The organism is Imhoffiella purpurea (genome assembly GCF_000585215.1).
GTDB classification, from domain to species: domain Bacteria; phylum Pseudomonadota; class Gammaproteobacteria; order Chromatiales; family Chromatiaceae; genus Imhoffiella; species Imhoffiella purpurea.
On the sequence record NZ_AONC01000040.1, the window covers coordinates 44,170 to 64,534 of the forward strand.

15 protein-coding genes are annotated in these 20,365 nt (G+C 66.9%); 4 read left to right on the forward strand and 11 right to left on the reverse strand.

All coding sequences use genetic code 11. The annotated features are described in order from the left end of the window. The first annotated feature begins 4 nt into the window (after nucleotides 1–4). Together D779_RS13290 and D779_RS13295 are read left to right on the forward strand one after the other, a co-directional pair. Nucleotides 5–2,332: a hydantoinase B/oxoprolinase family protein gene (locus D779_RS13290; protein ID WP_052348139.1), complete on the forward strand. Its 2,328-nt coding sequence runs from the start codon at nucleotides 5–7 to the stop codon at nucleotides 2,330–2,332. Nucleotides 2,333–2,376: 44 nt separating this feature from the next. Further along, complete coding sequence (locus D779_RS13295) at nucleotides 2,377–2,883, forward strand: acetone carboxylase subunit gamma (RefSeq protein ID WP_043754796.1); 507 nt, start codon at nucleotides 2,377–2,379, stop codon at nucleotides 2,881–2,883. An 81-nt stretch (nucleotides 2,884–2,964) separates the two neighbouring features. Here D779_RS13295 and D779_RS13300 read toward each other — a convergent pair whose 3' ends face one another. After that, nucleotides 2,965–4,986 carry a sigma-54-dependent Fis family transcriptional regulator gene (locus tag D779_RS13300; protein ID WP_198295717.1) on the reverse strand — a complete coding sequence of 674 codons (2,022 nt, stop codon included), beginning with the start codon at nucleotides 4,984–4,986 and terminating at the stop codon, nucleotides 2,965–2,967. 438 nt (nucleotides 4,987–5,424) lie between these two features. Between D779_RS13300 and D779_RS13310 the strand changes: the two genes are divergently transcribed. Further along, nucleotides 5,425–7,401: an acetoacetate--CoA ligase gene (locus tag D779_RS13310; protein ID WP_043754798.1), complete on the forward strand. Its 1,977-nt coding sequence runs from the start codon at nucleotides 5,425–5,427 to the stop codon at nucleotides 7,399–7,401. Nucleotides 7,402–7,505: 104 nt separating this feature from the next. On the opposite strand, the gene D779_RS13315 is transcribed toward D779_RS13310, so the two are convergent. From D779_RS13315 to D779_RS13345, 7 genes are all read right to left on the reverse strand, one after another. Beyond that, the gene (locus D779_RS13315; protein ID WP_043754799.1) at nucleotides 7,506–7,742 is read right to left on the reverse strand and encodes a thioredoxin family protein; all 237 of its coding nucleotides are present in this window, start codon (nucleotides 7,740–7,742) and stop codon (nucleotides 7,506–7,508) included. Between the two features lie 9 nt (nucleotides 7,743–7,751). Further along, on the reverse strand, nucleotides 7,752–8,705 hold the full coding sequence (locus D779_RS13320) for a permease (RefSeq protein ID WP_043754801.1): 954 nt from the start codon (nucleotides 8,703–8,705) through the stop codon (nucleotides 7,752–7,754). Beyond that, nucleotides 8,698–9,786, reverse strand: a complete 1,089-nt coding sequence (gene arsB / locus D779_RS13325; RefSeq protein WP_043754803.1) for an ACR3 family arsenite efflux transporter — start codon at nucleotides 9,784–9,786, stop codon at nucleotides 8,698–8,700. Before arsB ends, D779_RS13320 begins: the two co-directional genes overlap by 8 nt. 3 nt (nucleotides 9,787–9,789) lie before the next feature. After that, nucleotides 9,790–10,224, reverse strand: a complete 435-nt coding sequence (locus D779_RS13330; protein ID WP_043754805.1) for an arsenate reductase ArsC — start codon at nucleotides 10,222–10,224, stop codon at nucleotides 9,790–9,792. A gap of 223 nt (nucleotides 10,225–10,447) precedes the next feature. Next, nucleotides 10,448–10,807: an ArsR/SmtB family transcription factor gene (locus tag D779_RS13335; protein ID WP_043754807.1), complete on the reverse strand. Its 360-nt coding sequence runs from the start codon at nucleotides 10,805–10,807 to the stop codon at nucleotides 10,448–10,450. A gap of 170 nt (nucleotides 10,808–10,977) precedes the next feature. Then, nucleotides 10,978–13,800 carry a CopZ family metallochaperone gene (locus tag D779_RS13340; protein ID WP_081763506.1) on the reverse strand — a complete coding sequence of 941 codons (2,823 nt, stop codon included), beginning with the start codon at nucleotides 13,798–13,800 and terminating at the stop codon, nucleotides 10,978–10,980. Beyond that, on the reverse strand, nucleotides 13,797–14,207 hold the full coding sequence (locus D779_RS13345; protein WP_043754810.1) for a heavy metal-responsive transcriptional regulator: 411 nt from the start codon (nucleotides 14,205–14,207) through the stop codon (nucleotides 13,797–13,799). Before D779_RS13345 ends, D779_RS13340 begins: the two co-directional genes overlap by 4 nt. A gap of 298 nt (nucleotides 14,208–14,505) precedes the next feature. Here D779_RS13345 and D779_RS13350 point away from each other — a divergent pair, with 298 nt between their 5' ends. Next, on the forward strand, nucleotides 14,506–16,899 hold the full coding sequence (locus D779_RS13350; protein WP_043754811.1) for a cache domain-containing protein: 2,394 nt from the start codon (nucleotides 14,506–14,508) through the stop codon (nucleotides 16,897–16,899). Here the strand turns inward: D779_RS13350 and D779_RS13355 are convergent. From D779_RS13355 to D779_RS13365, 3 genes are all read right to left on the reverse strand, one after another. Continuing rightward, the gene (locus D779_RS13355) at nucleotides 16,868–17,548 is read right to left on the reverse strand and encodes a S1 family peptidase (RefSeq protein WP_043754813.1); all 681 of its coding nucleotides are present in this window, start codon (nucleotides 17,546–17,548) and stop codon (nucleotides 16,868–16,870) included. The genes D779_RS13350 and D779_RS13355 overlap by 32 nt on opposite strands. A gap of 70 nt (nucleotides 17,549–17,618) precedes the next feature. Continuing rightward, nucleotides 17,619–18,527, reverse strand: a complete 909-nt coding sequence (locus D779_RS13360) for a glycine betaine ABC transporter substrate-binding protein (protein WP_081763508.1) — start codon at nucleotides 18,525–18,527, stop codon at nucleotides 17,619–17,621. Continuing rightward, nucleotides 18,527–20,197: a BCCT family transporter gene (locus tag D779_RS13365; RefSeq protein ID WP_052348126.1), complete on the reverse strand. Its 1,671-nt coding sequence runs from the start codon at nucleotides 20,195–20,197 to the stop codon at nucleotides 18,527–18,529. The genes D779_RS13360 and D779_RS13365 overlap by 1 nt, the downstream gene beginning before the upstream one ends. Nucleotides 20,198–20,365: the final 168 nt, after the last annotated feature.

A 20,365-nucleotide genomic window follows, 5' to 3' on the forward strand; every position in this document is an offset into this window, starting at 1 on the left:
CACCATGAATCAACCCGCCAAGATCGCACTCGACAACAGCCAGGGCCTGCTCGGCAACGGCCAGACGCTCAAGCAATTCCGCGACGGGATTCTCGCGCGCACCAAGGCGAACGGCCATTACAACGGTCTCGAGCACCTGGAGCTGCGCGAGGCCGACCCGATCCGCTACGAGAAGATCTTCTCCAAGCTGCGCGGCGGCCTGGTCCATGCCCGCGAGACCGCGAAGAAGATCGCGGCCAGCCCGATCGTCGAGCAGGAGGGGGAACTCTGCTTCACTCTCTACAATGCTGCGGGCGACTGCGTGCTGACCTCGACCGGCATCATCATCCACGTCGGCACCATGGGCGCGGCGATCAAATACATGATCGAGAACGACTGGGAGACCAATCCCGGCATCGAGCCCGGTGACATGTTCACCAACAACGACTGCTCGATCGGCAACGTCCACCCCTGCGACATCATGACCATCGTGCCCATCTTCTCCGGCGACACGCTGGTCGGCTGGGTCGGCGGCGTCACCCATGTCATCGACACCGGCGCGGTCACGCCCGGCTCCATGTCGACCGGCCAGGTGCAGCGTTTCGGCGACGGCTACCAGGTGACCTGCCGCAAGACCGGGGTCAAGGATCGCCTGCTGAAGGATTGGGTGCACGAGTCGCAGCGCTCGGTGCGCACGCCCAAGTACTGGATCCTCGACGAGCGCACCCGCATCGCCGGCTGCCACATGATCCGCGATCTGGTCGAGGAGGTGATCGCCGAGGAAGGGGCCGACGCTTACGAGCAGTTCGCCTTCGAGGTGATCGAGGAGGGGCGTCGCGGGCTCCAGACCCGGCTCAAGGCGATGACCCTGCCGGGCAAGTACCGCAAGGTCGCCTTCGTCGACGTGCCCTACAACCACCCCGACGTTCAGACCCCCTCGGCCTTCGCCAAGCTCGATACCATCATGCACTCGCCGGTCGAGATGGAGATCCGTGGCGACGGTTCCTGGCGGCTGGACTTCGAGGGCGCGAGCCGCTGGGGCTGGCACAGCTACAACGCCAACCAGGTCGCCTTCACCAGCGGCATCTGGGTGATGATGACCCAGACCCTGGTGCCGACCCAGCGCATCAACGACGGCGCCTACTATGGCACCGAGTTCCGCTTGCCCAAGGGCACCTGGATGAACCCGGACGACCGCCGCACCGGGCACGCCTATGCCTGGCACTTCCTGGTCTCGGGCTGGAGCGCCATGTGGCGCGGGCTCTCGCAGGCCTACTTCGCACGCGGTTATCTGGAGGAGGTCAACGCCGGGAACGCCAACACCTCGAACTGGCTGCAGGGCGGCGGGATCAACCAGGACGGCGAGATCCACGCGGTCAACAGCTTCGAGGCCAGCTCCTGCGGCACCGGCGCCAGCGCCATCAAGGACGGACTGAATCACGCCGCCGCCATCTGGAACCCGGAGGGCGACATGGGAGACATCGAGATCTGGGAGATGGCCGAGCCGCTCCTCTATCTCGGACGCAACGTCAAGTGCAACTCCGGGGGCTACGGCAAGTACCGCGGCGGCTGCGGCTTCGAGACCCTGCGCATGGTCTGGAAGGCGCAGGACTGGACCATGTTCTTCATGGGCAACGGCTTCATGAACTCGGACTGGGGTCTGATGGGCGGCTACCCCTCGGCGACCGGCTACCGCTTCGAGGCGCACGACACCGGGCTGAAGGAGCGCATCGCGATCGGCGACTCGCTCCCGCTCGGCGCCGACACCAACCCGGACCGGCCGGACTACGAGCATCACATCGACGCCACGGCCAGGATCAAGCGCGATCAGCAGTGCATGACCACCGAGGACTGCTACGCCAACTACGACCTCTATCTGAACTATCTGCGCGGCGGTCCGGGCTTCGGCGACCCACTCGACCGCGACCCGGAGGCGATCTCCCAGGATCTCAACCAGGGAAGCCTGCTGCCGGAGTATGCCCGCAAGGTCTATGGCGCAGTGATCGACCAGGACGCGGGCGGAATCTGGAGCGTCGACGCGGCCCAAACCGAGCGGCGGCGCGCGGCGATGCGTCAGGAACGGCTGGCGCGCTCGATGCCGACCCGCGACTGGATGAAGGAGGAGCGCGAACGCATCATCACCAAGCACGCCTCACTGCAGGTGCGGCACATGTTCGCGACCAGCTTCGGGCTTTCCGAAAAATTCCTCGCCACCTTCAAGGCGTTCTGGAGCTTGCCGGACGACTGGAGCCTGACCGAGGCCGAGCTCGGCGTTCCCTCCTACGGATCCACCTACCGCATGGACCTGTCCCTGCTGCCCGACGTGAATACCGTCAGGCTGGTGGACGAATAGGCCGTTCCCCCAAGCGTCGATCAACCGCACTCAGGAGTCATCCGATGTCTACCTATACCAAAGAACAGGTCAAGCATCTGGTCGAGGGCAAGCTCGACTGGGACACCACCATGCGCATGCTGTCCATGCCGAAGGATCGGGAGCGCTTCACCCAGTATCTCGAGGTCCTGCAGTCCAAGGTGGACTGGCCGGACCGCATCCTCCTGCCGCTCGGGCCGCACCTCTATATCGTGCAGTCCGCCGAGGACCAGCGATGGATCGTCAAGTGCGATTGCGGGCATGCGTTCTGCGATCACAGCGACAACTGGAAGCTGCACGCCAACATCTACGTGCGGGACACGGAGGAGGCGATGGCGGAGGTCTATCCCAACCTCATGGCCCCCGACACCCAATGGCAGGTCTATCGCGAATACTACTGCCCCAGCTGCGGTGTCATGCACGACATCGAGGCCCCGACACCCTGGTATCCGGTCATCCACGACTTCGAGCCGGACATCGAGACCTTCTACGAGCAGTGGCTAGGTCTGCCCGTGCCGGCCAAGGCCGCCTGACGGCCTGAAGCGGGCCTGGGCCGCCCGTCACGGGCGGCCCGGCCCATCAGGACTGGACGACAGGCGCCGAGGAGCGCCCCGTCAGAACCGACCGGTGCGAGATTCCTCCAGATGCCCCGACAACCCGAAACGCTTGAGCTTGAGGTAGACCGTGCTCTTGGCGATGCCCAACTCCCTGGCGACCGCCGCCATGTTCCCGCCACAGCCGCGAATGGTGCGCAGGATGACATCCCGCTCGACGCTCTCCAGCCCCATGAGGACGGGATCGCCGTCCTGGCCGCTCGATACGTCGACCTGGACCTCGTCCAGGATCTCGGGCGGCAGGTCGCGCTCGGTCAGGATCGGATCCTGGGACATGAGCAGCATGCTCTCCATGACATTGCGGAACTCGCGGATATTGCCGGGCCAGGAATACCGCTCGAGCACCGCCAGGACCTCGGGCGAGAGGGTGCGCGGCTCCACGGCGTGCTCGCGCGCCAGGAGTGCCAGATAGTGGTCGGCCAGGAGTGCGACGTCCTCGATCCGCTCGCGCAGCGGCGGAATCCGGATGCTAGTGACGGCGATCCGGTAGAAGAGGTCCATCCGGAAGCGCCCGGCCGGGATCTCGCTGCGCAGGTCGCGGTTGGTCGCGGCGATGAGCCGAAAATTGATCCTGCGCGGCTTGTTCTCGCCGAGCCGGTAGACCTCGCCTTCCTCCAGCACCCGCAGGAAATTCGGCTGGAGGTCGATCGGCATCTCCCCGATCTCGTCGAGGAAGAGGGTGCCGCCGTCCGCCGCCTCGATCTTGCCGATCATGCCGCCGCGCCGCGCGCCGGTGAAGGCGCCCTCGGCATAGCCGAACAGCTCGCTCGCGAGCAGGTCGCGCGTGAGCCCGCCGCAGTTCAGCGCCACGAATGGGCTGTCCTTGGCGGTGCCGCAGGCATGGATGCTGCGCGCGAAGACCTCCTTTCCGACACCCGTCTCACCGAGCAGGAGGATCGACACCCGCGAACGGGCGAGCTGACGGGCACGGTCCAGGGACTGGATGAGCGCGGGAGATCGGCCGATCACGCCTCCGAATGGTCCTTCGCGGGGCTGTTCCTCAGCCGGATTGCTCGAGCCCGCCTGGCGCCTGACTCCCGAGCTCGGTGCGCGCCGAGCTGGGATCGAGAGGACGGCGCCGATCCGTTTGCCCTCGACCACCACGGGCTCCAGCCACTCGGGGCGCAGCCACTCCGGCCGGGCGTCGGGGACCAGCTGTCCGTTCGTCCAGCGCAGCGTCAGATGGCCCAGCCCGTCGCCGATCGCGCCGGCCTTCGATGTGCCCAGATCCGCCAGCGCCAGTGCCGCCCGCTCGTTGGCCTTGATCGCCCGGCCGTGCCGGTCGAAGACGATCACGCCGTCGGATCCCGCGCTCGAGAGCCGGTCGACGCAATGCTCGAGCAGCCGATAACGCGCGCCGAGCTCGATCTTGGCCAGCCGGTTCTCGATGCGCCCGGCCGTCGTCACCACCAGTGCGAGGCTGTGGCGGTTGTAGGACGGCCTCAGTCCGGAGACGTCCACCACGCCCAGGACGTCGCCGTCGTAGGGGTTGCGGACGACGGTGGCCGAGCAGGTCCAGCGCTTGATGCCGGAGCAGTAGTGCTCGGCGGAATGGATCTGCACCGGCTGACCGATCTCCAGCGCGGTGCCGATGGCGTTGGTGCCGCAGGCCAGCTCGCTCCAGTCCGCGCCGGACATGAGCTGGATGTCCTCTGCGGCGGAGCGCGTGATGTTGTCGCCCTCGGTCGAGAGGATGACCCCGCTGGGGTCGGTCAGGACCATGAAGGTCCCGGTCTCGGACAAGAGCTCGCGCGCGGCAGCCATGACGGGCGCACCGGCCTCCAGCAGCTCGCAATAGTCGCCGCGCAGCGCATCGAGCGAGCCCGCGCCGAGCGGCGGGGCCGCGGTTCGCCGCCCCGGATCGACGCTCGCCGCCTGGCAGCGCCGCCAGGAGTCGTCGATCAGACGGCGCAGCGCGTTGGAATCGGCCTCCTCGCCATTGAGGAACCGCTCCCAGAGATCCATCACGCGATGGTCGTTCTCCGGGACAGAAAAGATCTCGCCCGGTCTTTCGACAGGCATGGCCGTTCTCCTCTCTCGTATCTCGTAGTGATCGATCGGCATGGCGCGCCAGGGGCGGTAGACCGCCCTCGAGCCGGGAGCCGTCGAACGACGTGGCTGAATCGCCGCGTTTCTATTTATTTCAGAGGCTTGACTCTTTTCCGTCACGCCGGTCTTGTCAAGCCGTATCGCGATTCGAGCCGAACGGCGTGGGCTCGTCGCGACTCAATATTAAGCAATTGCTACGCCAATAGTAATTCGACGCCGGCCTCGCGCCTTGCGGGCAGCACCGGCCGCACCTGGAGGCGGTCGCGACCTTGGATGGCCACGGTGCTCGCTGCGTCCGAGAACCGGTCGATGACGGCGGGCCGGGCGTCCGATTTTCGAACGCCAGGGATCAGATTGGCGTCAGCGCCCCGAGCCAGAACCCAGAACAGACCATCGACGGAGGACACCCGCATGCCGAGCCCAACCGACCAGCCGATCTGGACGCCATCGGACAGCCGCATCGCCGCGGCCAATATCACGACCTTCCGGCTGACCGCGGCGGCGCGATGGGGTCTCGACCTGCCCGATCAGGCGAGCCTCCATGCCTGGTCCGTCGCCTCCCCCGAGCAATTCTGGATCAGCGTCTGGGAGGACGGTGGGGTGATCGGCGAGCGCGGCGAACGGGTACTGATCGATGCCGATCGCATGCCGGGGGCGCGCTGGTTCCCCGACGCGCGGCTGAACTACGCGGAGAATCTGCTGCGTCGGCGCGACGCCGGCGACGCGGTCGTCTTCTGGGGGGAGGACAGGGTGAAGCGGCGTCTGTCGCACGATGCGCTCTATCTAGAAGTCGCGCACCTGGCTGCGGCCCTGCGCGGGCTCGGGGTCGAGCCGGGGGATCGGGTGGCCGCCTACCTTCCCAATCTTCCCGAGACTCTGATCGCCTTGCTGGCGACGGCGAGCATCGGCGCCGTCTTCACGTCGGCGTCACCCGACTTCGGGGCGCAAGGCGTGGTCGACCGCTTCGGCCAGGTGCAGCCGAAGGTATTGATCGCGAGCGACGGCTATTTCTACGGGGGCAAGACCCTCGATTGTCTCGGCAAGCTCGCGGAGATCGTCGAGCGTCTGCCGACACTGCGCCGTGTCCTGGTCGTGCCCTATGTCCAATCCGACCCGGACCTGAGCGCCATCGGCCAGGCCGAGACCCTCGCGGCGTTCGTGGAGCCCTACCGGGACGTCGCCGAGGTCCCGTTCGAACCGCTCCCTTTCGATCACCCGCTCTTCATCGTCTATTCGTCGGGGACCACGGGCGTCCCCAAGTGCATCCTCCACGGCGCTGGCGGGATCCTGCTGCAGCACCTCAAGGAGCACCGCCTGCACTGCGACATCAAGCTCGGCGATCGGATCTTCTACTACACGACCTGCGGCTGGATGATGTGGAACTGGCTCATGTCCGGCCTTGCCAGCGGCGCCACCCTGCTGCTCTACGATGGCTCGCCCTTCGCGGGCGACGGCCGCATCCTCTTCGATTACGCGGAGGCCGAGGACATGACCCACTTCGGCACGTCCGCCAAGTTCCTGGACGCGGCGGCCAAGCAGGGTCTCGAGCCGCGCAAGACGCATGGGCTCCAGGCGCTGCGGGTCATGACCAGCACCGGCAGCCCCCTGATGCCGGAAGGCTTCGACTACGTCCATGCGCGGATCAAGCCCGACCTGCAGCTCGCCTCCATCTCCGGCGGGACCGACATCCTCTCCTGCTTCGTCCTCGGCAACCCGGCGCTGCCGGTGTGGCGCGGCGAGATCCAGTGCCGCGGGCTCGGCATGGCGGTGGACGTCTGGGACGACGACGGGAACCCGCTGCGGGGCGCGAAGGGCGAGCTTGTCTGCACCAAGCCGTTCCCCTCGATGCCGCTCGGTTTCTGGTCCGACGCCGACGGCAGCCGCTACCGGGCGGCCTACTTCGAGCGTTTTCCCGGCGTCTGGTGTCACGGCGACTTCTGCGAGATCACCGCCCATGGCGGACTCGTCATCCATGGCCGCTCCGACGCCACCCTGAATCCAGGCGGCGTGCGCATCGGCACGGCGGAGATCTATCGCCAGGTCGAGCGGCTGGAGGCGGTGGTGGAGTCGCTCGTCATCGGCCAGGACTGGCCACCGGAGCGTCCGACCGACGTGCGGCTGGTGCTCTTCGTCAAGCTGCGCGAGGGACTGGAGCTGGACGATGCGCTCGCCGAGCGCATCCGCCGCACGATTCGCGACAATGCCACCGTCCGCCACGTCCCGGCGAGGATCGTCCAGGTCCCCGACATGCCGCGTACCCGCAGCGGCAAGCTGGTCGAGCTCGCCGTGCGCAACCTGGTCCATGGCCGGGCAGTGAGCAATCGCGAGGCATTGGCGAATCCCGAGGCGCTCGATCACTTCCGGGACCGTGCCGAGCTTGCGTATTGAAGCAAAATCTCAGCCGCTATGGATTCCGTGGCCGCGCGGCTCGGTCACGGCACCCCCTGCGCCCTGAGCGGTGCCGAGTCGGACCGGAGTCCGCGGGACTCGGCTCATCCGCGCATCCAATCGCGGACTCGATCCGGCCCGGGGATGCCGCCCGCGTGCACGACCTTGCCATCCAGCACCACGCCCGGCGTCGACATGACGCCATAGCCCAGGATCTCGGCCATGTCCGTGACCTTCTCGAGCTGGATCTCGATTCCCGCGTCCTTGGCCGCCTGAGCGATGAGGTCGGCGGTCACCTCGCAGTTGCGGCAGCCGCCGCCCAATACCTTGAATGTCTTCATCTCGATTCCTCAAGCGATCAGATTGAATCCCCAGCCCACCAGGGTGAAGGCGATGGCCAGCACCCCGGCGAACAGCGCCAGCGCCGGCCAGCGGATGACCTTGCGCAGGATCAGCATCTCCGGCAGGGAGAGCGCGGCGACGCTCATCATGAGGGCGAGCGTCGTGCCCACCGCAACCCCTTTGGTCAACATGGCCTCGGCGACCGGGATGATGCCGGTCGCGTTCGAGTAGAGCGGAATCCCGAGCAGGACCCCCGCCGGCACGGTGAACCAGTCGTCACCGCCCAGATGCTCGGTCACCCAGCCGGCCGGAACGAAACCGTGGAAGAGGGCGCCGACGGCGATGCCGATCAGCACCCAGCGCCAGATGCGACCGACGATCTCCCGGACCTCGCCGACCGCGTAGCGGTGGCGCCCGAGCAGGCTGGTGTCCGGTTCGGCCATGGCCGCCTCGCCCATGCGGATCTTCCAGACATAGTCCTCGACCCAGCGCTCGGGCCGGAATGCCTGCATGGCGATACCGCCGAACCAGGCCACGAGCAGCCCCGCCGCCACATAGAGCGCAGCGAGCTTCCAGCCCAGGATGCCGACCAGGATGACGGCGGCGACCTCGTTGATCATGGGGCTCGCGATCAGGAAGGAGAAGGTCACGCCGAGCGGGATCCCGGCCTCGACGAAGCCGATGAACAGCGGCACCGAGGAGCAGGAGCAGAAGGGCGTCACGGCGCCCAGGGTGACGGCCATGCCGCGTGCCTGCCAGTCGGGCCGGCCGCGCACGAAGGCGCGCACCCGCTCCGGAGAGAGCATGGCGCGCAGCAGGCCCATGACGTAGATGACGGCGACCAGAAGCAGGAAGATCTTGGCCACGTCCATGACGAAGAACTGGACGGCCGACCCCAGGTGAGAATCGGGGCTCAGCCGCAGCAGATGAAAGGCGGTCAGATCGCCGAGTCGCTCAAACATTCGCGGGCACCCTGCGGCCTTGCTCGTACCAACCCTTGGTGCGGTTCGCCACCCGCACCACCAGCAGCATCACGGGCACCTCGATCAGCACCCCGACCACGGTCGCCAGCGCCGCGCCGGACTCGAAGCCGAACAGCGAGATGGCCGCCGCGACCGCCAGCTCGAAGAAGTTGGAGGCACCGATCAGGGCCGAGGGGCAGGCGACCGCGTGCTTCTCCCCGACCGCGCGGTTGAGCCAGTAGGCCAGGGCCGAGTTGAAGAAGACCTGGATGAGGATGGGGACCGCCAGCAGCAGGATGATCAGCGGCTGCGCGAGGATGGCCTCGCCCTGGAAGGCGAAGAGCAGGATCAGGGTCGCCAGCAGTGCCAGGATGGAGGCGTGGCCCAGGGCGTCCAGCGTGGCGTCGAAACGCGCCTGTCCCTGCTGCAGCAGACGTCTCCGCCAGAGCTGGGCGATGATGACCGGGATGAGGATATAGAGCGCCACCGAGGTCAGCAGCGTTGCCCAGGGCACGACGATCGACGACAGACCCAACAGCAGCCCGACGATGGGCGCGAAAGCGAAGACCATGATGGTGTCGTTGAGCGCGACCTGACTCAGGGTGAAATAGGGGTCGCCCCCGGTCAGCCGGCTCCAGACGAAGACCATCGCCGTGCAGGGCGCGGCGGCGAGCAGGATGAGTCCGGCCACGTAGGCGTCGAGCTGCTCGGCCGGCAGCCACTGGGCGAAGAGTCCGCGGATGAAGAGCCAGGCCAGCAGCGCCATGGAGAATGGCTTGACCGCCCAGTTGACGAAGAGTGTGACGCCGATGCCCCTCCAGTGATCCCGTACCTGATGCAGGGCGCCGAAGTCGATCCTGATCAGCATCGGGACGATCATCACCCAGATCAGCAGACCGACCGGAATGTTGACCTGAGCCACCTCCAGTTCGCCGAGGAACTGGAAGGGCGCGGGCACGAGCTGTCCCAGCCCGATGCCGACGAGGATGCAGAGCCCGACCCAGAGGGTCAGCCAGCGCTCGAAGACGCTCATGGACGCCCCGGCGGCCTGCTTGACGGAGACTTCGCATTGCACGGACATGGCTTATTCCGCCGCGCTCTGCGTCAGGTCCAGCGCCTCGGCCACCGCCGGCACCAGCTGTGAGCGGATCGCGTCGCGCACGCGGACGAAGGACTCCAGCGGCTCGCCGTGCGGGTCGTGGAACGGCAGATGGATCTGCCTGATCGGACGCGGAAAGATGGGACAGGTCTCCTTGGCGTTGTCGCAGACCGTGACCACCAGGTCGATGGCCTCGCCCAGGACGCTATCGACGTCTTTCGGGGCGAGCCCCTCGGTCGGCAGTCCGGCATCGGCCAGCGCGGCGATGGCGCCGTCGGCCACCTTGGGCTGCGGCCTGGTGCCGGCGGACAGGGCGCGCACCTGACCGGCGAGATCGTGATTGAGCAGCACCTCGGCCATCTGCGAGCGGCAGGAGTTGCCGGTGCAGAGCACCAGGACGGTCTTCGAGTCGGTCGTCATGGGTCGTTCCTCGGGAGTCTCTGGAGATTCGCAATGAGTCGACACCACGCTCGAGATCCAGGGGGCGGGCTTGATGGCCGTGCTGGGCGTGCTGTCGACCTTGGCGAGACGAATGAACCGGGTCGTTCGGTGTCGATTAAATATATGGAATAAAGAATATACTATTCAACATATATTGTGGTTGCCGAATATTTTCGGTTCGAAGACCCCCCCGGTCCTGGCACTACCTCGTCGCTCGAGCGCATCCTTGGGCCGATGGGCGATTGGGCATCCGATCAAGCGCTTGGGCATCAGCGGCGAACGGCGGCTGCGCGCGCACGCCCGAGGCCGTCTCTTTCAGAACGCTCCGAGCCCAATCCGGTAGCGCGCGATGGATGCGGTAATAGACCCAGAGTCCTTCACGCCGGTCCGAGACCAGTCCGAGTTCGCGCAGTTGCGCGAGATGACGCGAGACGTGCGGCTGAGCCGCCCCGATCGCATGGGTCAGCTCGCAGACGCACAGCTCATCATGCTCGACGAGCAGCACCAGGCAGCGCAGACGGGTGTCGTTCGCCAGGGCGGCGAAAACATCGGTTGGGTTCATGTCCACAATCCTAAAATATACTGTTCTCCGAATATATCGGAAACAGTATATTGAAGCGGTCGCAATCTGTCTCCTCTCGGGTCCGGATCGGGGCCTCGCGGTCGATGCCATCCGTCACCGGGCGACATCGACCGCGATGGATCTGTCGTCGGTCTCCCCGCCGACCTCCGCTAGATCAATTCCGCCCCGAAGCCTTCCTCCTTGATCGCGGCGAGCATCGCCTCGGGATCGGCGTTGCCGGTGACCAGGGCCTGATTCGCCTCGAGGCTGACCTCGGCCTGGTCGACGCCCGGCACCCCTTGCAGCGCCTTGGTCACGGCGCCGACGCAGTGCATGCAGCTCATTCCTGTGACTTGGATCTTGGTTTGCATCGCATGGCTCTCTATGGTTGATGTGGGATTGGAGATGTCCGATCGCGTCCTCGACGCGGATGCCGCGGCGGGTTCCGCGAAGGGCCTGTCCTCGGGGGATGCGACCGGTTCGCCCAGCGCGACCGGACGCAGTCGCCGCAGTCGCAGGCTGTTGGTGACGACGAAGAGGCTGGAAAAGCCCATCGCGACCCCTGCGATCATGGGGTGCAGGTGCAGCCCGAACGCCGGATAGAAGACGCCGGCGGCGAGCGGGATGAGCAGGATGTTGTAGAAGAAGGCCCAGAACAGATTGCCGCGAATGGTGCGCAGGGTGCGGCGCGCGACCTCGATCGCGGTGACGACCCCGCCGAGGTCGTTGCGGGTCAGGGTGACGTCCGCCGCCTCGATGGCGATGTCGGTGCCGCTGCCGAGTGCGATGCCGACCTCTGCCTGGGCGAGCGCCGGTGCGTCGTTGATGCCGTCGCCGACGAAGGCCACCCGGCGTCCGGCGCGCTGCAGCCTCTCGACCGCCGCGGCCTTGCCGTCGGGCAGCACCTGGGCCTCGATCTCCTCGATGCCGGCCTGACGCGCGATCGCCTCGGCCGTGCGCTGCGCGTCGCCGGTGATCATCGCCACCCGCAGGCCGCGTTTGCGCAGCGCCCGGATCAAGGCGGGCGCCTGCGGCTTGAGCGGGTCCGCGACCGCGAACAGGGCGCGCACCCGGCCGTCGACGGCGAGATAGATGGCGGTGCGGCCGGCGGCGGCCAGACGCTCGGCCTGTCCGGCCAGTGCGGCGGTCGGGATCCGTTCGCGCTGCATCAGGCGCTCGGCACCCAGCAGCACGTCCTGCCCGTTCACGCGGGCCCGCACCCCGTAGCCGGGCAGGGCGGCGAAGTCGTCGATGTCCGGAAGATCCAGTCCCCGCTCCTCGGCCGCCGCGACGATCGCGGTGCCGAGCGGATGCTCGCTGGAGGTCTCCACCGCGGCGGCGATCGCCAGCGCGTCGGCGGGATCCCCGTCGGGGACCTCCAGCTCGGTCAGGCGCGGGCGGCCCTCGGTCAGGGTTCCGGTCTTGTCGAAGACGAGGGTGTCCACCCGGGAGAGTGTCTCCAGCGCTTCGCCCTTGCGGTAGAGCACGCCCAGCTCGGCGGCGCGCCCCGAGCCGACCATGATCGCGGCCGGCGTGGCGAGCCCCATGGCGCACGGACAGGCGACCACCAGCACGGAGACGGCGCTGACCAGCGCTAGGGTGATCGCCGGCGGCGGACCTAGGGTCAGCCAGGCGACGAAGGTCACCGAGGCGGTCAGCAGGACCAGCGGGGTGAAGACGCGGACCACGCGGTCGGCCAGACCCTGGATCGGCAGCTTCGAGCCCTGGGCGCGCTCGACCAGGCGGACGATCTGTGCCAGCACGGTGTCGCGGCCGACCTGGGTGGCCGTGATGCGCAGCCGCCCGTGCTGGTTGATGGTCGCGCCGACGACCCGGTCGCCGACCCCCTTGGAGACCGGGGAGGGCTCGCCGGTCAGCATGGATTCGTCGACGTAGCTGCTTCCCTCCGCAACCTCGCCGTCGACCGGGATACGCTCGCCGGGACGCACCACCAGCTGTTCGCCGGCACGTACCTGTCCGACCGGCACCTCGACCTCGGCGCCGTCGCGCACCAGGCGCGCGGTCTTCGCCTGGAGGCCGATGAGCTTCCTGATCGCGCTCGATGTGCGGCCTTTCGCCTGCTCCTCGAGGTACTTGCCGAGCAGGATCACCGTGACGATTACCGCCGCCGAGTCGAAATAGAGGTTGCGCGCCTCGGGAGGGAAGAGGGCCGGGGCGAGCAGCGCGGCGAGGCTGAAGGCCCAGGCCGCGCTGGTGCCTGTCATCACCAGGCTGTTCATGTCCGGCGACCCATGCCGAAAGGCGATGAGGCCGGGGCGGAAGAAGCGGCGGCCGGGGCCGAACAGCAGGATCGTGGTGAGCAGGGCCTGCAGCCCGTTCCAGACGACCATGGGCGCGGCGGCGCTCAGCAGCTGGGCGAGTCCCGGAATCATGTCCGCGCCCATCGACAGCACCAGGACCGGCAGGGTCAGCCCGGCGGCCAGCCAGAGGTCGCGGCGCATCGCGCGCCGCTGGACCCGATGGGCGTCGTCCGCGTCCGCACCCACGTCGGCATCGGTCAGCGGCCGGGGCTCGTAGCCGGCATCGTCGATCGCCCGGGCGATCTCGTCGGGGCTCAGGGTCGCCGGCAGGTAGCGCACCGTGGCCCGCTCGGTCGCGAGATTGACGCTCGCCTGGACGACGCCATGCAGCTTCGAGAGCGCGCGCTCGACGCGCGCCGAGCAGGAGGCGCAGGTCATGCCGCCGACACCGACCTCATGCTCCTCGACGACGGGTGTGTAGCCGCTCTCGGCGATGCTGTCGAGGATCGCCTCGGGCTGGAGGGCCGCCGGATCGAAGCGCAGGCTTGCGCGCTCGGTCGCCAGGTTCACGCTGGCTTTGGCCACGCCTGGCAGCGCCGCCAGTTCCCGTTCGACGCGCGCCGAGCAGGAGGCGCAGGTCATGCCCTGCACCCCGAGGTCGAGCTGTTCCAGGCGGACCTGGTCGAAGTCCTGGGTGCCGATCCCGGTCGGCGATTCGGTGTTCCGCGTCATTGATCCTCTCCGTTCAGTGCGCCGAGGATCGGGCAGTCGACCGTCGTCGCCCGGTGGCCCGGACACTGCTCGGCGAGTCCGTCCAGGGCCTGGCGCATGCGTTCCAGGTCGCGGATGCGCCGCTCGATGTCGGCGATCTTGGCCTGCGTCAGCGCCTTGACCTCGCCAGCGCTGGCGGCCGGATTGCCGCTCAGCGCCAACAGTTCTGCGATCTCCTCGAGCGAGAAGCCGAGCGCCTGGGCGCGGCGGATGAAGCGCAGCCGCCGGATGACATCCGGTCGATACAGGCGATAGCCGGCCTCGCTGCGCTGCTGTGGCGCGATGAGCCCGAGCCGCTCGTAATAGCGCAGCGTCTCCACGCTCAGATCGGCCTGCTTGGCGAGCTTACCGATGGTCAGTGGGTTCATCCTCGATGTCTCCGGGTGTCGCTGGCTCGACTCCATGGTGGTCGGGTTCTCGGAGGCAAGCCTAAACCCTGTAGTCGACTACAGAGTCAAGGGTCTGTCGGCGGGGCCTCGATCATGATGCCGATCGACCTCTGTTCCGGGAATGTCGAAGCGGTTCGCTTGAAGCCGATCCCGAGTCGGCTAGACTCCAGGCATCCAGCTGCTTAGGGGCGCCGCATGTCTTTGTCTCTAGAGCATTTCGTCAGCCCGCGGGCACGCCCGTTCGGCGACTGTTCCCTGGCCTGAGTAGGGAGAGACGATGGCCGCCTTCTACACCCGAGTCTTCTGGAAAGCCTTTCTCTCGCTTTTTTGCGCCTTGACGATCGTGGCGGTTCTCTTCTACTGGACGACCGTGCCCATGATCGATCGCCTGGCCTTCGAGAGCGAATCCCAGGCCGTGCTCAACCTGTTGGAGACCCTGGTCGAGATCGTCGAGCAATCCCACGACGATATCGAGACCTGGCGCGCATCCGCCTTGGATGCGCGCAAGTCGCAGCTGCGGGATCTGATCGCACTGGCCGCATCCTGGGCCGACGTCCTGGAGCGCGAGGTCGAGCAGGGGCGTTTGACCCAGGAGGCGGCTCGCGAGCGCTATCTGGACTGGCTGCGTGCGGCGAGATACGGCAAGGACGACTATATCTGGGCGATCGACATGAATGTCTTCATCGTGGCACACCCGGATCCGCGTCTCGACCGGACCGACGGCTCGATTCCCCGCGATCCGGACGGCGCTCAGATCGGTGGCCGGATCGTCGAGCGGGCGCGCGAGTCGGGCCAGGGCTTTATCCGTTATCGGTGGCATCGTCTGGATAGGGGCGATCTGGTCGAGAAACTGACCTATTTCCGCCGCTTGCCCCAGTGGGATTTCGTCATCGCCACCGGCGTGTACGTCGACGACATCGATGCCGAGGCCGAGCGGATGCGAGATTTGCTGCTCGAGTCCTTGCGCGTCCATCTGGGGCGTATCCGTCTGGCCCGATCGGGCTATGCCTTCGTGATGGACGAGGATCGCCGGCTGATCGTACATCCGGACCGGCGGCTCGAAGGCCAGCCGCTCTCCGCGCTGCCCCTGTCGCCCAACGGCCAGTCTCTGGATGTCATCTTCGCGCGGGCCATGCAGCATCCCGGGACGCCCGTTCCCTACCGCTGGCGCGGCCTGGACGAGAGGCTGGGATTCGAGCATCGGAAGATCGCCTGGCTGCGCTATCTGCCCGATGAGGGCTGGTATCTGGGGGCGACGGTCTTCGAGGAGGAATTGAAACGCACGGGTTCCCGCCTGACCCAGCGGCTGATCGGGGTCGCTCTGGTCGGGTTCGTCCTGCTCAGTCTGTTCGCCTTCTTTTTCCTGCGCGATCTGACGCGGCCCATTCAGCGCCTGGCCGTCGTGGCGCATCGGCATGTCGCCGGCGATCTGTCGGCGCTCAGCGACGTGCGCCGCAACGACGAGATCGGGGAACTGGCCGATGCCTTCAACCAGATGGTCCGGCGCCTGCGGGAGCAGATCGCGCGCCTCGAGGAGCGCACCCATGAGTTGCACGCCTCGGAGGCGAAGTTCCGCGGCTTGGTCGAGCAGTCCCTGGCGGGTATCTTCGTCACCCAGGAAGGCCGGTTCCGCTATCTGAATGCGGGATTCGCCAGGCTGCACGGCTACGATGATGCCGAGGACATGCGCGAGCGGCTGTCGATCTCGGATCTGCTGCCGGACGAGGAGACGCGCGACAGGCTGGCGGATCTCGATCGGCGTCTGATCGCGGGAGAGATCCCGGGTGCGGAAGTGGGTTTCGCCAGTCGGCGCCGCGATGGCGAGCGCCTCGACCTGGAGGCCAGTCTGCGCCGTTTCGACTATGAAGGGCGGCCCGCGGTCATCGGCGTGGCCATCGACGTCACCGAAAGCCGTCGCGCGGCTCATGCCCGTGAAGAGGCGCTGGCGGCCGCCGAGCAGCTGGCCCGTCTGAAGAGCGACCTCATCTCCAACATGAGCCATGAACTGCGCACACCCTTGCACGGCATCGTCGCCATGGCCCAGATCGCCCTGGAGGCCGAGACTCAGGAGAAGGCGCGCAAGGCCATGTCGCGCGTGCGCGAATCGGGCGAGCGTCTCTACGCGCTGCTGACGCATCTGCTCGACTTCTCGCGTCTCAAGACGGGCAAGCTCGATCTGGAACCGCGCTCCGTCGATCTGCGCGATTGCATCGACGAATCGGTCGCGGAGATACGCCAGCAGGCGGCGGCCAAGGGGCTGACGTTCGCCTGCACGCTCGACCCGGACCTCCCGATCCGCTACCTCGGGGATTCCGCCCGGCTCGAGCAGATCCTCCAAGTCCTGCTCGACAATGCGCTCAAATTCACCGATCAGGGGCGCATCGATCTCAGGGTGCGGCGGGAGGAGCCGAACCTGATCTTCGAGGTCGCGGATACCGGGATCGGCATGGCCAAGGAGCAGCTGTCCGGGCTGTTCCGCCCCTTCGAGCAGATGGATGCCAGCTCCACCCGACGCTACAGCGGCGTCGGGCTCGGTCTGGCGCTCGCACAGCGATTGGCGGCATTGATGGGCGGGACGCTCGGTGTGGAGAGCGCGCCGGGCCAGGGTTCGGTCTTCCGGCTGTGCATCCCCGAGTCCGCTAGTTCGTCAGCAGCCCCTCCTGGCGCATGAGCGCCAGTCCGTATTCGATGGCCACGGCGAACGAGATGTTGGTGTCGCGCGGTGGGACGCGGTCCCAGTCCTTGCTGCCGCGCACCACCTCGGCGGGCTCGAAGCGTCCGCTGACGATGCCGATGATGTGACCGTCGGCGACATGGATGAGCGGTCCGCCGCGGTTGCCGTCGTGGGCCATGCTGTCGAAGAGGATGAGGCGGCTCTCGTTGGGCGAGCGGATCATGGCGCTGACGACGGCATTCGAGGCGAGGATGACATGCATCCGCTCGTGTCCGAAGGCGTAGCCGAGATTGAGCACGCTGGCACCGGTTCGCACGTTCTCGGTTGAGCCGAGGAAGTCGTCCGGGACCGCGATCTCCACCTCCTGCTCGATCTTCAGCAGGGCCACGTCGTGCTGGGGATCGATCTGCACGACGCTGACCGGCATGGCGGCGACTCGGTCGATGGTCATCTTGGAGAAGCGGTCGTCCGAGGCGGTCGGGACGACGCGCAGCGCCGAAGGGTCCTCGACGATGTGCGAGGCGGTGAGCAGATAGCCGCCGTGGTGCACGATGAAGGCCGATCCGAGAAAGGACACCTGATCCTCCTGGTCGCGAACCAGCATCATGCAGCCGCTGCTGAATTTGTGGGTGACTGCTTGCAACATGCCTTGGATTACCTCCTGGGTGTTTGGGCGGCGGTCGAAGCCGGACGCCGGCTCGGGCGTCCGGCGCGGCTCAGTCGAGCCAGCGTTCCACCAGGGTCGGATGCGTCTTGATCCAGCGGACGGCCTGCGCATAGGGGTCGGAAGCGGGGTCCTGCTCGATCCAGACCATCAGGGTGCTCATGTCCTCCGGTGTCCAGTGGAAGCGGTCGAGCAGGGCATGGACCTGAGGATGATCCGACTCGAGTCCGAGGCGTGCCATGGTGTGGATGTTTCCGCGCCCGCCATAGACGCCCTTGGGATCCTCGAGGAAGCGCAGCGACCAGCGTCCGAACATCCAGTGCGGCGTCCAGCCGGCGACCAGGATCGGCTCCTGGCGTTGGATGGCGCGTTCCAGCGCGCGGGTCATGCTCGACTCGCTGCCGTCGATCAGCCTGAATCCGCGCAGATCGTAGACCTCCAGTGCCCGCTCGGTCGCCTCCATGATGCCGGCCTCGGGGTCGATTCCGACGATGCGTCCGCCGAGCTCTTGCTCGAAGCGCGGGAGGTCCGCGATCGATTCGGCATCCAGATAGGATCTGGTGCGCATCCCCAGTCCACCCGTCTGTCGGCCCGCGCGGACCTCGGGCACCACCAGCCCGGTGCGGGTGCCCTCGAGATTGGGTCCAAGGTCCTCGACCCGTTCGCCGAAGCGTGCCAGATAGCTGGCATGGGTGTCAGGGAGCCAGGCCGAGAGCATGGCGTCGGCCTCGCCCTCGGCGACCTGGCGCCACATGCGCTCGGCATCGACCAGGACCGGCTTGCACGGCGTTCCGAGCCGCTCGCGGATGAGGGCGCACATCAGATGGGTGCTGGCGGTCGACGAGGACCAGTCGGCATACGCCAGGCGTATCCTCTTGCCGTCGCCGGCCATGCCGGGGGCGCAGAAGAGGGCGAGGGCGGAGGCCAGGATCGCGGTCAGGATTCGGATATGGCGTCGCATCAGCTCCTCCGTTCCTTCTTGAGGTCGATGGGTTTGCGGACCCAGATCTGCCGGCGTCCGAAGGTGGGCATCCGGCGTGTCGCGCGGGTGCGGAATTCGGGGCCGTCGTAGTCGTCCATCGAGAGTTTGAACGTCTGGCCGCTACGGTATTCGTGCAGCCCCTTGCGCAGTGAATAGCACATGCCCAGCAGCACGATGGCGAAAGGCAGTCCGGTCGCGATGGCGGCCGTCTGCAGGGCGACCAGCCCGCCGCCGAGCAGCAGGGCGGCGGCGACCACGCCCTCGGTCACGGCCCAGAAGATGCGCTGGATTTTGGGCGGATCGGTGTTGCCGCCCGAGGTGATGATGTCGATGACCAGCGAGCCCGAGTCCGAGGAGGTGACGAAGAAGGTGACCACCACCACGATGGCGATCGCGGCCGACACCTGGCTCAATGGGAATTTCTCCAGGAGCACGAAGAGCGAGACCGGGATGTTCTCCTGGACCGCCTTGGCGATGCCGCCGTCGCCGAACATCTCGATATGCAGCGCGCTGTCCCCGAAGGTGGTGACCCAGACGAAGGTGACCAGGGTCGGCACGAAGAGCACGCCCTTGACGAACTCGCGGATGGTGCGCCCGTAGGAGACGCGGGCGATGAACATGCCGACGAAGGGCGACCAGGCGATCCACCAACCCCAGTAGAAGACCGTCCAGCCGTTCTGCCATTCGGTGTTCTCGTAGGTCTCGTTCCAGGTGCTGAGCTGGGCGAATTTCTGCAGGTAGTAGCCGATGTTCTCGACCAGCGCGTTGAAGATGAAGAGTGTGGGACCGGCCAGCAGCACGAAGAACATGAGGATGGCGGCGATGATGACGTTCAGCTCGCTCAGACGTTTGATGCCCGCGTCGAGCCCCTTGACGACGGACCAGGTGGCGATGGCCGTGATCCCGGCGATCAGGAGCAGCTGGACCGTGGTGGTCTGAGGCGTCCCGAACAGGTGGTCGAGCCCGGCGTTGACCTGCTGCACGCCGAGTCCCAGCGAGGTGGCGACGCCGAACATGGTGGCCACGGTGGCCATGATGTCGATCAGGTTGCCGATGGGGCCATAGATGCCCTCGCCGAGGATGGGATAGAAGACCGAGCGGATGGAGAGCGGCAGTCCCTTGTTGAAGGCGAAGAAGCCGAGCGAGAGTCCGACCAGGGCGTAGATGGACCAGGGATGCAGACCCCAGTGCAGGAAGGTGAAGTCCATCGCCACCCGCGCCGCGTCGGGCGTGCCGGGCTCGGCGAGCGGCGAGGCGACGAAGTGGAACATGGGTTCGGCGACCCCGAAGAAGAGCAGCCCGATGCCCATGCCGGCGCTGAACAGCATGGCGAACCAGGCGGCGGTCGAGAACTCGGGACGCGCGCCCTCGCCGCCGAGCCGCACGTCGCCGAAGCGTCCGATCAGCAGCGAGATGACGAAGATGAGCACGATGTTCATGGTCGCGACGAAGAACCAGCCCGCGTAGTGCGAGATCAGGCCCTGGAGCCGCCCGAAGAGATTGTCGACGTGCTGCTCGAACAGCAGCGTCAGCACCACGAAGAGCAGGATGGTGCCCGCCGAGATGAAGAATACGTAGGGGTGGATATCGAGATGCAGCCAGGCTGGACGCTCTGGCGATTCCGGGGTTGGGCTGGAATCGTTCGACATGATGTCTCCTCAATGACGGATGCGGATCTGGCAGTGTCCGCAGGTGATCTTGGAGCCTTGGAATGACCGGCCTCGGCATCGCTGGGGATGCCGATCGTCGGGTCCGGAGCCGACATCGAGGGCATGCGGTGTCGGACGATCATGGCGCAACGGTCGAAACGCGTGACA

Bases quoted from the DNA above. Each gene is read 5' to 3' on its own strand.
- D779_RS13300 (WP_198295717.1), bottom strand. From the start codon at position 4,986: ATGCCTGTCGAAAGACCGGGCGAGATCTTTTCTGTCCCGGAGAACGAC.
- D779_RS13365 (WP_052348126.1), bottom strand. From the start codon at position 20,197: ATGTCGAACGATTCCAGCCCAACCCCGGAATCGCCAGAGCGTCCAGCC.
- D779_RS13350 (WP_043754811.1), top strand. From the start codon at position 14,506: ATGGCCGCCTTCTACACCCGAGTCTTCTGGAAAGCCTTTCTCTCGCTT.
- D779_RS13360 (WP_081763508.1), bottom strand. From the start codon at position 18,527: ATGCGACGCCATATCCGAATCCTGACCGCGATCCTGGCCTCCGCCCTC.
- arsB (WP_043754803.1), bottom strand. From the start codon at position 9,786: ATGTCCGTGCAATGCGAAGTCTCCGTCAAGCAGGCCGCCGGGGCGTCC.
- D779_RS13335 (WP_043754807.1), bottom strand. From the start codon at position 10,807: ATGAACCCAACCGATGTTTTCGCCGCCCTGGCGAACGACACCCGTCTG.
- D779_RS13295 (WP_043754796.1), top strand. From the start codon at position 2,377: ATGTCTACCTATACCAAAGAACAGGTCAAGCATCTGGTCGAGGGCAAG.
- D779_RS13345 (WP_043754810.1), bottom strand. From the start codon at position 14,207: ATGAACCCACTGACCATCGGTAAGCTCGCCAAGCAGGCCGATCTGAGC.
- D779_RS13290 (WP_052348139.1), top strand. From the start codon at position 5: ATGAATCAACCCGCCAAGATCGCACTCGACAACAGCCAGGGCCTGCTC.
- D779_RS13315 (WP_043754799.1), bottom strand. From the start codon at position 7,742: ATGAAGACATTCAAGGTATTGGGCGGCGGCTGCCGCAACTGCGAGGTG.
- D779_RS13340 (WP_081763506.1), bottom strand. From the start codon at position 13,800: ATGACGCGGAACACCGAATCGCCGACCGGGATCGGCACCCAGGACTTC.
- D779_RS13310 (WP_043754798.1), top strand. From the start codon at position 5,425: ATGCCGAGCCCAACCGACCAGCCGATCTGGACGCCATCGGACAGCCGC.
- D779_RS13330 (WP_043754805.1), bottom strand. From the start codon at position 10,224: ATGACGACCGACTCGAAGACCGTCCTGGTGCTCTGCACCGGCAACTCC.
- D779_RS13355 (WP_043754813.1), bottom strand. From the start codon at position 17,548: ATGTTGCAAGCAGTCACCCACAAATTCAGCAGCGGCTGCATGATGCTG.
- D779_RS13320 (WP_043754801.1), bottom strand. From the start codon at position 8,705: ATGTTTGAGCGACTCGGCGATCTGACCGCCTTTCATCTGCTGCGGCTG.